Consider the following 11,711-nt stretch of genomic DNA (forward strand, 5'->3'; position numbering starts at 1 on the left):
GATTCCTCGAAAACATTGAACGAGTCTAGTGGGCGTTCCATTCGCGCAGCGTGACATCCCAGCCACCGCTCGTATGCGCCGGGTCGCGATGCACGATGGCATGCGCCTCTTCCAGCGACTTGGCACGCAGAAGATAAGCGCCGCCGGATTTGTCGCCGAACGGACCGGACATTTCATTGCGTCCTTCGCTGCGCAACTCATTCAGAAACTGCAGGTGCAATGGCACCACGGCCGGATCGAAGTCGGAGCGACGCATCAACAAAACGAGATAGCGATTCACGGCAGCTCCATCGTAGTTCGATCAATGCGCAGCGATGCGCTCGCGCCATGCATGCGTGCGCGCAAGCATGGCCGTTGTATCGATGTCGAGCAGCACGCGATCGGCAAGCTTGCGCCGGCCAGCAATCCACACATCGCTGACTTGATGACGGCCGGCCGCGTAGATCAATTGTGAAATGACATGGAACATCGGCTGGGTTTCCAGGTCGCTCAATCGCACGGCGGCGAGATCGGCCTGCTTGCCTGGTTCGATCGAACCAATTTTGCCTTCCAGTCCGATCGCTCTGGCACCGTTGAGCGTCGCCGCGCGCAGCGTGTATGCAGCGTCGAATGCGGACGCGTCGTCTGCGACGGCCTTGGCCAGCATCGCGGCGGTGCGCATCTCGCCGAACATGTCCAGGTCGTTGTTCGATGCGCAACCATCGGTGCCGAGTGCCACGTTGACGCCCGCCTTGCGCAGTTTTTCCGCGGGGCAGAATCCCGACGCAAGCTTGAGATTGGATTCAGGACAATGCACTACCGAGACGCCGGCCTCCGCGCATGCGGCGATCTCACCGTCGGTCAGCTGGGTCATGTGCACGGCGATCAGGCGATCGTTGACCACGCCAAGTTTCTGCAGGCGCTGGAACGGACGCAGGCCGCTCTTGGATTTTTCTTCCTCGACCTCGGCCGCGGTCTCGTGCGTGTGCAGGTGTACGGGAATATCGAGCTGGTCGGCCAGCACGCGGATGCGTTCGAAGCTCTCGTCCGAAACCGTGTACGGCGCGTGCGGTGCGAACGCCGTGCCGACCAGCGGGTCGCCGCGAAAGCTGTCGTGCACTTCGCCGGCGCGCTCGAAATATTCGTCCTGCGTCTTCGCCCACGCAGTCGGAAACTGGATGATCGGCAAGCCGACCACGGCACGAAAACCCAACTTGCGGTATGTCGCACCGATCACGTCGGGGAAAAAATAGTTCTCGTTGGCGCAGGTGGTGCCGCCACGCAGCATTTCCGCGACCGCGAGCTCGACACCGTCGCGCACGAACTCCGGCCCCATCACCTTCGCTTCGGCCGGCCAGATGTGTTGCTGCAGCCACGTCATCAGCGGCAGGTCGTCGGCGAGTCCTCGCAGCAGCGTCATCGGATTGTGCGTGTGACTGTTGACCAGGCCGGGAATCAGCACGTGATCGCGCAGCTCGACGAATTCGCGCGGTGCATAGGCGGAGCGCGCATCGGCGATCGGCAGCACGGCGACGATGATGCTCTTGTCGATGACCACCGCATGGTGATCGAGCACGACGCCGTGCGGCTCGACCGGAACGACCCAGCGGGCTTCGATCATCAGGTCGACGGACTGCGCTGTCAGCGGGTTCATGTCACTTGGGCACTCGTTCGATGGGAGTTGAATACGACAAAGGGCGGTACCTTGCGGTGACCGCCCTTTGCTGGATCGTCATGTCGGTGCGGGCGACCCAGTTGCTCGACACAGGAAAACACGAAAAATGATCTTGCGTGCTTCGCACAAGTATTTCACTGGATCCCGGCCTTCGCCGGGATGACATATTGGCAAAGCCGCGCGCAAGCGCGCAGGCCAATAAGTCACTTGACGCGGCTGTCGTATTCGCCGGTGCGGGTATCGACCTTGATGATTTCGTCCTGATTGACGAAGAGCGGCACGCGAACCACGGCACCCGTTTCCAGCGTGGCCGGCTTGCCACCGCCGCCGGAGGTATCGCCGCGAACGCCCGGGTCGGTCTCGACGATCTTCAGCTCGACGAACTTCGGCGCCTGCACGGCGACGATGCCGCCGTTGAACAGCGTGACCACGCACTCTTCCTCGCCCTTGAGCCACTTCCAGGCGTCGCCCATGGCGGCCAGCGTTGCCGGCACCATCTCGAAGCTTTCCATGTTCATGAAATTCCAGACCCGATCCTTGCCGATGCCGTCGACAAACGAGAGCTGCATGTCGGTGTCGGTAGCATCCGCTTCCTCGAAGGAATCGCTGGACTTCAGCGTCTGCTCGGTCGTGCGGCCGTCCTTGAGATTACGGATGCGAATGCGGGTAAATGCCTGACCCTTGCCCGGCTTGACAAACTCCGCTTCGGTGATGATCCATGGATCGCCGTTGTGAAGGATCTTCTTGCCCGTTTTGACGTCATTGAGACCAAGGGTGGCCATGCGCTATCTGCTCCGGAGTCGATTTCGCCCGATGGGCGGCTAAAATGGGTGGATGTCACGGGCCTCACTGCCCGCTCCAAGGCCCATCATGATAACCGCAAGCCCCCACGCCCGCCTATTGCCGTCCGCACCGGACTGGCGCGAACTCTGGCGAGACGCCATCACGGATGTGCGTGAATTGCTGCAAGTCGTGGGTCTGGGCGATCGTGCCGATTTGTTGCCACGCGGTGACGCCGATTTCGCCTTGCGGGTTCCTCGCGGTTTCGTCGCGCGGATGCGCCGTAACGATCCATCCGATCCGCTGTTGTTGCAGGTGCTGCCGCAAACGGCCGAGCACGACCGGGTCGCGGGCTTTACGGTCGACGCGGTGGGCGACATGGCCGCGCGCGAAACCCAAGGCCTGCTGCACAAATACGAAGGACGCGCGCTGCTGATTGCCAGCGGCAGTTGCGCGATCAATTGCCGCTACTGTTTCCGTCGGCACTTTCCCTATGGCGAGGAGATGGCGGCAGCGGGCCAGTGGCGAAGGGCGCTTGATCATTTGCGTGAGGACACATCGATCAGTGAGCTGATTCTTTCCGGCGGCGATCCGCTCGCGCTGGCCACGCCCAAGCTCGAGGAACTGACGCGCGGACTGGCCGAAGTGCCGCATGTGACGCGTCTGCGTATCCACACGCGCCTGCCGGTGGTGCTGCCCGAGCGTATCGACACACCGTTCATCGCATGGCTCGCCGCGCTGCCGTTGCAGAAAGTGGTGGTGCTTCACGCCAATCACGCCAACGAAATGGACGCCGGCGTGGACGTGGCCTGCGCCAGGTTGCGCGAGGCGGGCTGCACCGTGCTCAACCAGTCGGTATTGCTGCGCAGAGTCAACGACAGCGTCGACGCGCTGACTGCGCTATCCGAGCGCCTGTTCGCCGCCGGCGTGCTGCCGTATTACCTTCATCAACTCGATCGCGTGCATGGCGTGGCCCATTTCGAAGTGGACGATGCGCGCGCGATGGCGCTGGTCGATGGACTTCGCGCCCGGTTGCCGGGCTACCTTGTGCCGAGGCTCGTGCGCGAGGTGAGCGGCGAGATGTCCAAGCGGCCGCTCTGAATGATCGTGCGCTCTTCGCAAGGCTTTTCGCTGGCGGCCATTGACGGAATCCGCTACAAACATCGATGGAACCCGGCGTTGAACGACGCGACCATGCAACCACTGATGACACTGGACAGCTCTGCGCCCCATGAAAAATGACTACGTCATCAAGATCCTCTTCATCGAAAGCTCGCTCGAAGAGGCCGAACAGATCATCAGCCTGTTGCGCAATACCGGAATCGCCGTGCGACCGGCTCGCGCCACCAACGACGAGCAATTGCAGACTGCGGTAAACGAGCTGGAGCCGGACATCGTGATGTTCGATCCGGCCATCACCACGCTCGCCTTGCCCGACGTGGTGCAGCTTCTCGATGCGCATGGCCGTGACTACGCGCTGCTGGGCCTGGTCACGACGATGGATAACCAGACCATCGCAGACCTTTTCATCGCCGGCGCGCGCGGCGTGGCTGCACGCAGCCAGCCCAAACAACTGGTCGCCGTGCTGCAACGCGAATTCGACGCGTTGCAAACTCGACGCCGAGTTCGCTGGCTGGAAACGGCGTTGCGCGAATCGGAACGTCGCTGCGACGCGTTGCTTGATTCATCCACCGATGCGATCGCTTACGTGCACGAAGGCATGCATGTCCGCGCCAATCAGGCCTATCTGGACACCTTCGGCTACGAGAGCTTCGATGACCTGCTCGGCATGCCGGTGCTCGACCTGATCGATTCGGCCAATGCGGATGAATTGAAGGCGCTGTTGCGCGAGCAGGCGCGTGGCGGTAAATCTCCCGCACAACTCCCGTTGCGCGCGCGTCGCGCCGATGACAGCCGTTTCGATGCGACGGTGGAGTTCGCGTCGGCCACGTTCGAAGGCGAACGCTGCCTGCAGATCGTTTTCCGCCGGCAGATGGTCGATCAGGCTGTGCTTGAACAACTGCAACGCGACCCGGTTACGGGCTTGTTCAATCGTGCCCGCATGCTGACCAGCATCGATGATGCGGTGACCGCAGCCGCCAACGGAAAGAAGGGCCAGTCGCTGTTGCTGGTCGAACCCGACAACTGGGCGTCGATCGTGACCAGCATTGGTCTGGGCAAGGCCGACGAATTGCTGGCGAACTTCGCCGATCGCATCCGCATGCTGCTCGGGCCCGACGATGTGGCGGGCATGCTGGCAGAACATACGCTGGGCGTCGCACTGGATTCGCGCCAGGACGATGCGGTCAGGGAATGGATCAGCAAACTGCAGCACGCCATCAACAACGGCATCTTCGACGCGGGCGCAAGTTCGATCGCGGTCACCGCCAGTATCGGCGGCAGCTTGCTGGGTGAGAAAAACGCCAACACGGAACAGCTGCTCAATCAGGCGAGCCAGGCGCTGCGCACGGCGCAAAGCCTCGGCGGCAATCAGATCGAACTGCATGACCCCGCAGCACGCGAAAAAGCCGATGACGAGCGCGACCGTTACTGGCTCGATCTTCTGCAACAGGCGCTGGCGAGCGACGGGCTGGTGCTTTACCACCAGCATACGGTCAGCCTGCAGGATGCCGAGGGCGACTATTCGGAAATCCTGCTGCGCATGAATGGCCCGCAGGGCGAAGTGTTGCCAGGCTTCTTCATGCCTATCGCCGAAAAGCACAACCTCAACACCGCGATCGATCGCTGGGTGCTCGAGCAGACCATCAAGACGCTCGAAACGCGCGAGCGCCAGGGGTTGCAAACCACCTTCTTCGTCAAGCTCACCACCGCGTCATTGCAGGACGAGACTTTGCTGTCGTGGCTTGAAGCGCGACTGAGGAAGGCCGAGCTGAAACAGGGACGCATCGTGCTGGAAATGACCGAGAGCAAGGTGATGACCTTGCTGCGCCCCGCGCAGGAGTTCGTGGTCGGCTGGAAGAAGCTCGGCGGCCAGTTCGCGCTGGAGCAATTCGGTTCCGGCCTCAACTCGTTCCAGTTGCTCACCCACGTGGACGCGGACTATCTCAAGATTGACCGCAGCTACATGGCCGAGCTGCCACAGCATCCGGAGAACCAGAAAAAGGTGGCCGAACTTTGTCAGCAGGCACGCGAGCTGAAACGCCAGACGATCGCCGAATGGGTGGAGGACGCCACAAGCACGTCACTGTTGTTCGCCTGCGGCGTCGACTTCGTGCAGGGCAACTTCCTGCAGGAACCGCAGCGGTTGCAATAAACGGGCGTCCCCTCGTCGGCAATCTGGATGGATTGGAAATGAAAAAGCCCGCGGAGTATTCCGCGGGCTTTTTCGTGCAACCAGGTCGCCGGATTATTCGGCGGCGGCAGCAGATGCAGCGGCAGCAGCGGCCTTGTTCGCAGCCTTGGCAGCAGCGGCGGCGGCCACGTCTTCCTTGATGCGTGCAGCTTTGCCTTCCAGACCACGCAGGTAATACAGCTTGGCACCGCGGACCTTGCCCTTGCGCTTCACGGTGATCGAATCGATCGCCTGGCTGTGCGCCTGAAATACACGCTCCACGCCGGTGCCGTGCGACATCTTGCGCACGGTGAAGGCCGAATGCAGGCCGCGGCTGCGACGGGCGATGACGATGCCCTCGAATGCCTGCACGCGCTCGCGATTGCCTTCCTTCACCTTGACGTTCACCACGATGGTGTCGCCAGGGCCGAACTCCGGCAACTGGCGGGTGATCTGCTCGGCTTCGAACTGTTCAATGATCTTGTTCATGGCAACACCTGTGTAATTTCAATAGCCGGTCAGTCATCGACCGTTTCGTTGGACCGCGCCTGTCCAGATCGAACATGTTCGCGGCGAAATTCATCCAGCAATGCACGGGATTCAACATCCAGCGCATGCTGCGACAGCAAATCGGGACGTCGCAACCAGGTCCGTCCGAGGGATTGCTTCAGGCGCCAGCGGGCAATCGCCGCATGGTCACCGGATAGCAGAACCTCCGGTACCGAACCCAGTGCATCATGCACCGGTTTCGTATAGTGCGGACAATCCAGCAGACCATCCGAGAATGAATCCTGCTCGGCCGACTGCGCGTCGTTCAACGCGCCATCCTGCAACCGGCCCACTGCGTCGATGATCACCGCAGCGGCCAATTCGCCACCTGAAAGCACATAGTCGCCGATAGACAGCTCTTCGTCGACCTCGTGCGCCAGAAGACGCTCGTCCACACCTTCGTAACGCCCGCAAAGCATGGCGATGCGCGGCAGCTTCGCCAGCGCTTCAACCCTGCCCTGCGTCAGCCGCGATCCCTGCGGGCTGAGATAAATCAGATGCACCGGTTCCGGTGCGGCGCCGCGCATGGCCATCAAGGTCGCGCGCAGCGGTTCGATCATCATCACCATACCGGGACCGCCGCCATACGAGCTGCTGTCCACGGTGCGGTGCCTGTCGCTGGTGTAGTCGCGCGGGTTCCAAGTTTCCACCTGCAGCAACTCGCGTTGCTGCGCGCGTCCCACGACACCCACCGACGCGCTTTGCCGCACGAAGTCCGGGAACAAAGTGACGACATCGATGCGCATGATCCTCAACCCTGTGCCTTGAAGCGGCGATGTCAGAATTCAGGATCCCAGTCCACCACCATGCGTTTTGCGGACAGATCCACCGAACGCACGTACGAACCCTGGATGAAAGGAATCAGCCGCTCGCGCTCGCCATCCCTCACTACCACGACATCGTTGGCGCCAGTGGCGAACAGGTGACTAACCCGCCCCAGCTCCACGTTTTCCGTGGTGACAACCTCGATGCCTTCGAGATCGACCCAGTAATACTCATCTTTTCCGGGCGGTGGCAGTTGCTCGCGATCGACATGGATGTCGCTGCCGATCAATGCCGCTGCCTGTTCCCGATCGTCCACTCCAGGCAACTGAGCCACCATGCCCTTGCCCTGCTGACGACCCTTGGCGCCTGTGATCTCCATTTCCTTACCCGGCGCTGCGCTAAGCAGCCAAGGTTGGTAATCGAAGATCCGCATGCGTGGCTCGGCCCAGGATTCGATCTTGAGCCAGCCCTGCACACCGTAAAGCCCGACGATGCGTCCGATCAGGACGCGTCGACCGGCTTGCGCCATGCTCAGGCTGCCTGCTGCTTGCCGGCTTCCTTGACCAGTGCCGCGACCTTGTCGGTCAGCTGCGCACCCTTGCTCACCCACTCCTTGACGCGCTCGACATTCAACTCGAGACGCTTGTCCTTGCCAGCGGCAACCGGGTTGTAATAACCAACGTTCTCGATGTTGCGGCCGTCGCGCTTGCTGCGCTGATCAGTCACGACAACGTGGTAGAACGGACGGCCCTTGGCGCCACCGCGCGAAAGACGAATCTTGACCATGGTAAAGCTCCAGAAATGCCGGATAGTCGGCAGGCACACGAGAAGACGTGCGCGGTAAACGAGGCATTTTAGCGGAAAAGGGAGAAAAAGAAAGGCCTTATGCGCCGGTGATGCGCAGAAGAGTCCTTTTCAGCGCATGGGGGGCAAGCCACCCATGCCGCCCATGCCCTTCATGGCACCTCGCATCTGACGCATCAGGCCCTTGGTGCCGCCCTTGGAGAGCTTGGACATCATCTTTTCCATCTGCATGTATTGCTTGAGCAGGCGATTGACATCTGCCGGCTGCGTGCCCGAGCCGCGTGCCACGCGAGCGCGCCGCGAGCCGTTCAGAAGATCCGGATGGCGACGTTCCTTCTTGGTCATCGAGCTGATGATCGCGATCATCCGTTTCATCTCGCCGTCGTTGACCTTGGACTTGACGCTGTCAGGCAGGTTCGAGACGCCGGGAAGCTTGTCCATCAAGCCGGCAAGACCACCCATGTTGCCCATCTGCTCCAACTGGTCCTTCATGTCGTTGAGGTCGAAGCGCTTGCCCTTCATCACCTTCTGGGCGAGCTTCTGCGCTTTTTCCTGATCGACCTTGCGCTCGACTTCCTCGACCAGCGACAGCACGTCGCCCATGCCGAGGATACGTTGCGCGACGCGGTCCGGATGGAACGGCTCCAGCGCGTCGGTCTTCTCGCCAGCGCCGAGGAACTTGATCGGACGACCCGTCACGTAACGCACGGACAACGCCGCGCCACCGCGTGCATCGCCATCGGTCTTGGTCAGGATCACACCAGTCAGCGGCAACGCTTCGCTGAAAGCCTTCGCGGTATTGGCGGCGTCCTGGCCGGTCATCGCGTCCACCACGAACAGTGTTTCGATCGGATTGACCGCAGCGTGCAGCGCCTTGATCTCCGACATCATGGTTTCGTCCACGTGCAGGCGACCGGCGGTATCGATTAGCAACACATCGATCACTTCGCGCCGCGCCGCCGCGATGGCGGCCTTCGCGATATCGACGGGACTCTGGCTTGCATCGGACGGAAAGAATTTCACGCCCACCTGCTCAGCCAGCGTGCGCAGTTGCTCGATCGCGGCAGGACGATAGACGTCGCAGCTCACCACCATCACTTTTTTCTTTTTGCGTTCGGTCAACAACCGCGCAAGTTTCGCAACCGTCGTGGTCTTGCCAGCGCCCTGCAGGCCTGCCATGAGAACCACCGCCGGCGGTTGCTGCGCAAGGTTCAACTCGGTATTGGCCGTGCCCATCACAGTGGTCAGTTCGTCGCTGACGACTTTCACCAGCGCCTGACCAGGGCTGAGACTCTTTAATACGTCCTGACCGACAGCGCGCACCTTGATGCGCTGGATTAGCGCCTGCACCACCGGCAGCGCGACGTCTGCCTCAAGCAACGCGATGCGAACCTCGCGCAACGACTCGCGGATGTTTTCCTCGGTCAGCCGGCCGCGTCCGCGCAGACGGTTGACGGTGACGGAAAGGCGTTGGCTGAGCGACTCGAACATGGCGTGACCGGCATACTGGAAAGTCGTCGATTATAGCGGACAGGCCGCAGCGCCTCGCATGCATGCCTCAAAGGCCTGTGCGACACTGCCCGGCCATGATCATCCACGTCCTCGCCGCGCTAGCCATACTGTTTTATCTCGCTGCCGCAGGCTGGCTGGCGCGCCCGATGCTGGGTCGCGGCACGCATTGGAATCAGGCGGCGCTCGGCGTAGCAGGGCTGGCAGTACTGATGCACGCGAGCATTCTGCTCGGAACGCATCGCGGCGCGCTGGACCTGCATTTCTTTGCCGCGCTGTCGCTGGTCGCCTTCGTCGTATCCACGCTTACCTTGCTAGTGAATCTCTCTCGGCCAGTGGCAGCGTTGGGTGTCATCGTGTTTCCGCTTACGGCCTTACTGGTTCTGGTCGACAGTTTCCTGGCGCCGCCTACGGTGCCGCACGCGATGGACTGGCAGATCAAGCTGCACGTCACCGTGGCACTTATCTCTTTCAGCGTACTGTCGATCGCCACCGTGCTGGCTATCCTACTGGCGGTGCAGGAACGCGCGCTGCGCCATCGACAGTTCGGGCCTTGGCTTCGCGCGCTGCCGCCATTGACGCTTACCGAAACACTGTTGTTTCGACTGATCGCCGCGGGCTTCCTGCTGCTGACGTTGACGCTGATCACCGGTGCGTTGTTCGTCGACGATCTTTTCAGCCAGCATCTTGCGCACAAGACGATTCTGTCGATCGTGGCGTGGCTGGTCTTCGGTGTGCTGCTTTACGGCCGCTGGCGGCATGGCTGGCGCGGTCAGCGCGCGGTGAATCTCACGCTGATCGGCATGGCTGTCTTGCTGCTGGCTTTCTTCGGCTCCAAGTTCGTGCTCGAACTGATCCTGCATCGCGGCATCGACAGCTGATCAGCGACAGGCATCTATCGCTTCGGACAACCGCTCCACACCGATCACTTCCATGTCGCCGACTTTTCCCTTTTTCGGCGCATTCGCCCGCGGCACGATCGCGCGCTTGAATCCATGCGTCGCCGCTTCTTTCAAGCGTTCCTCGCCATTCGGTACCGGGCGAATTTCGCCAGACAACCCCACTTCGCCAAACGCGACGGTCTGCTCGGCCAACGGCCGATCGCGCAAGCTCGACAGCACCGCGAGCAGCACCGGCAGATCTGCCGCGGTTTCCTGCACGCGAATGCCGCCGACCACGTTGACGAATACGTCTTGGTCGTAAGCGGCCACACCGCCATGCCGATGCAGCACGGCCAGCAGCATCGCTAGACGATTTTGCTCCAGCCCGATGGTCACCCGCCGCGGGTTGCCCAGCGACGATTGATCCACCAGCGCCTGCACCTCGACGAGTAACGGGCGCGTGCCCTCGCGCGTCACCATCACCACGCTGCCCGATGTCGGCCCGGTGTGCGCCGACAGGAAAATCGCCGAAGGGTTCGGCACTTCGCGCAGGCCCTTGTCGGACATCGCGAACACGCCCAGTTCGTTGACCGCGCCGAAGCGATTCTTGAACGCGCGCAACACCCGGAATCGGCTGCCCGATTCGCCTTCAAAATAAAGCACGGCGTCGACCATGTGCTCGAGCACGCGCGGACCGGCGATGCCGCCCTCCTTGGTCACGTGCCCGACCAGAAATACCGACGTGCCGGTTTCCTTGGCGAACCGCGTGAGCTTCGCGGCCGATTCGCGCACCTGGCTCACCGAACCCGGTGCCGCAGTGAGCAGTTCGGTCCAGATCGTCTGGATCGAGTCGATCACCAGTACGCGCGGTCGCGTTGCCATCGCCTGATCGAGAATCCGTTCGATGCAGGTTTCCGCCAAGGCCTGCAGGGGTTCCAGCGGCAAGCCGAGGCGCTGCGCGCGCGAAGCGACTTGCGACAGTGATTCCTCGCCGGTGACGTACACACTGGGCAGATGCGCTCCAAGCGTGCCAAGCATCTGCAACAGCAACGTCGATTTCCCTATGCCCGGATCGCCGCCGATCAACACCACCGAACCCTGCACCAATCCGCCGCCGAGTACGCGATCGAGTTCGCCGATACCGGTATGCGTACGTGCTTCGGCAGTCAGTGCCACCGCCGTCAGCGGCGTGATGCGAGCCGATCCCGCCGCATGGCCCGCGTAGCTGGATCGCTGCGCGCCGACCGATGATTTGGCGGCGGACGAGTCCGTCAACACGATGGCACTGAGCGTATTCCACACCCCGCATTCGATGCATTGCCCCTGCCACTTGTTGTGCTCGGCACCGCAATCGGTGCAGACATAGGCGGTCTTGGCTTTGGCCATGCGGGTTCTCTGGGACGCGAATGTGGACGAGCTTAGCTGGACGACATCGCAGATCGCGAGACGCGGAGCATCGCCATCTGACGTCGGCGAA

Annotated in this window: 12 protein-coding genes; 3 read left to right on the forward strand and 9 right to left on the reverse strand. The window is 61.8% G+C overall.

Annotated features, from left to right (window positions below; translation table 11 throughout):
- Positions 1-25: 25 nt before the first annotated feature.
- The 3 genes from GSQ73_RS15620 to efp all read right to left on the reverse strand — a co-directional run bounded on the left by GSQ73_RS15620 (position 26) and on the right by efp (position 2,436).
- Positions 26-280, reverse strand: coding sequence for a YciI family protein (locus GSQ73_RS15620; protein WP_158885614.1), 255 nt, complete (start codon positions 278-280; stop codon positions 26-28).
- A gap of 21 nt (positions 281-301) precedes the next feature.
- The gene (locus tag GSQ73_RS15625; RefSeq protein ID WP_158885616.1) at positions 302-1,633 is read right to left on the reverse strand and encodes a TRZ/ATZ family hydrolase; all 1,332 of its coding nucleotides are present in this window, start codon (positions 1,631-1,633) and stop codon (positions 302-304) included.
- 224 nt (positions 1,634-1,857) lie between these two features.
- On the reverse strand, positions 1,858-2,436 hold the full coding sequence (gene efp / locus GSQ73_RS15630) for an elongation factor P (RefSeq protein ID WP_158885618.1): 579 nt from the start codon (positions 2,434-2,436) through the stop codon (positions 1,858-1,860).
- 88 nt (positions 2,437-2,524) lie between these two features.
- On the opposite strand from efp, the gene epmB reads away from it, so the two are divergent.
- The gene (gene epmB / locus GSQ73_RS15635; protein ID WP_158885621.1) at positions 2,525-3,535 is read left to right on the forward strand and encodes an EF-P beta-lysylation protein EpmB; all 1,011 of its coding nucleotides are present in this window, start codon (positions 2,525-2,527) and stop codon (positions 3,533-3,535) included.
- A gap of 130 nt (positions 3,536-3,665) precedes the next feature.
- Positions 3,666-5,708, forward strand: coding sequence for an EAL domain-containing protein (locus GSQ73_RS15640; RefSeq protein WP_158885623.1), 2,043 nt, complete (start codon positions 3,666-3,668; stop codon positions 5,706-5,708).
- A 93-nt stretch (positions 5,709-5,801) separates the two neighbouring features.
- Here GSQ73_RS15640 and rplS read toward each other — a convergent pair whose 3' ends face one another.
- The 5 genes from rplS to ffh form a co-directional block, all read right to left on the reverse strand.
- Positions 5,802-6,215: a 50S ribosomal protein L19 gene (rplS, locus tag GSQ73_RS15645; protein ID WP_158885625.1), complete on the reverse strand. Its 414-nt coding sequence runs from the start codon at positions 6,213-6,215 to the stop codon at positions 5,802-5,804.
- Positions 6,216-6,244: 29 nt separating this feature from the next.
- Entirely contained in the window at positions 6,245-7,021 is a 777-nt protein-coding gene (gene trmD / locus GSQ73_RS15650) for a tRNA (guanosine(37)-N1)-methyltransferase TrmD (protein ID WP_158885627.1), read from the reverse strand.
- Between the two features lie 32 nt (positions 7,022-7,053).
- Entirely contained in the window at positions 7,054-7,569 is a 516-nt protein-coding gene (gene rimM, locus GSQ73_RS15655; RefSeq protein ID WP_158885630.1) for a ribosome maturation factor RimM, read from the reverse strand.
- Between the two features lie 2 nt (positions 7,570-7,571).
- A complete protein-coding gene (gene rpsP / locus GSQ73_RS15660) occupies positions 7,572-7,826 on the reverse strand; it encodes a 30S ribosomal protein S16 (protein ID WP_158885632.1) in 255 nt (84 codons plus the stop codon).
- A gap of 129 nt (positions 7,827-7,955) precedes the next feature.
- A complete protein-coding gene (gene ffh / locus GSQ73_RS15665) occupies positions 7,956-9,335 on the reverse strand; it encodes a signal recognition particle protein (RefSeq protein WP_158885634.1) in 1,380 nt (459 codons plus the stop codon).
- A gap of 95 nt (positions 9,336-9,430) precedes the next feature.
- Here ffh and ccsA point away from each other — a divergent pair, with 95 nt between their 5' ends.
- On the forward strand, positions 9,431-10,234 hold the full coding sequence (gene ccsA, locus GSQ73_RS15670) for a cytochrome c biogenesis protein CcsA (protein ID WP_158885636.1): 804 nt from the start codon (positions 9,431-9,433) through the stop codon (positions 10,232-10,234).
- Here ccsA and radA read toward each other — a convergent pair whose 3' ends face one another.
- The gene (gene radA, locus GSQ73_RS15675; RefSeq protein ID WP_158885638.1) at positions 10,235-11,620 is read right to left on the reverse strand and encodes a DNA repair protein RadA; all 1,386 of its coding nucleotides are present in this window, start codon (positions 11,618-11,620) and stop codon (positions 10,235-10,237) included.
- Between the last annotated feature and the right edge of the window lie 91 nt (positions 11,621-11,711).

This window comes from Rhodanobacter sp. L36, from assembly GCF_009765755.1.
GTDB lineage: Bacteria > Pseudomonadota > Gammaproteobacteria > Xanthomonadales > Rhodanobacteraceae > Rhodanobacter.

Excerpts from the sequence above, each read along its gene's own strand:
- GSQ73_RS15625 (WP_158885616.1), bottom strand. The coding sequence starts at position 1,633 with ATGAACCCGCTGACAGCGCAGTCCGTCGACCTGATGATCGAAGCCCGC.
- efp (WP_158885618.1), bottom strand. The coding sequence starts at position 2,436 with ATGGCCACCCTTGGTCTCAATGACGTCAAAACGGGCAAGAAGATCCTT.
- epmB (WP_158885621.1), top strand. The coding sequence starts at position 2,525 with ATGATAACCGCAAGCCCCCACGCCCGCCTATTGCCGTCCGCACCGGAC.
- GSQ73_RS15640 (WP_158885623.1), top strand. The coding sequence starts at position 3,666 with ATGAAAAATGACTACGTCATCAAGATCCTCTTCATCGAAAGCTCGCTC.
- rplS (WP_158885625.1), bottom strand. The coding sequence starts at position 6,215 with ATGAACAAGATCATTGAACAGTTCGAAGCCGAGCAGATCACCCGCCAG.
- trmD (WP_158885627.1), bottom strand. The coding sequence starts at position 7,021 with ATGCGCATCGATGTCGTCACTTTGTTCCCGGACTTCGTGCGGCAAAGC.
- rimM (WP_158885630.1), bottom strand. The coding sequence starts at position 7,569 with ATGGCGCAAGCCGGTCGACGCGTCCTGATCGGACGCATCGTCGGGCTT.
- rpsP (WP_158885632.1), bottom strand. The coding sequence starts at position 7,826 with ATGGTCAAGATTCGTCTTTCGCGCGGTGGCGCCAAGGGCCGTCCGTTC.
- ffh (WP_158885634.1), bottom strand. The coding sequence starts at position 9,335 with ATGTTCGAGTCGCTCAGCCAACGCCTTTCCGTCACCGTCAACCGTCTG.
- ccsA (WP_158885636.1), top strand. The coding sequence starts at position 9,431 with ATGATCATCCACGTCCTCGCCGCGCTAGCCATACTGTTTTATCTCGCT.
- radA (WP_158885638.1), bottom strand. The coding sequence starts at position 11,620 with ATGGCCAAAGCCAAGACCGCCTATGTCTGCACCGATTGCGGTGCCGAG.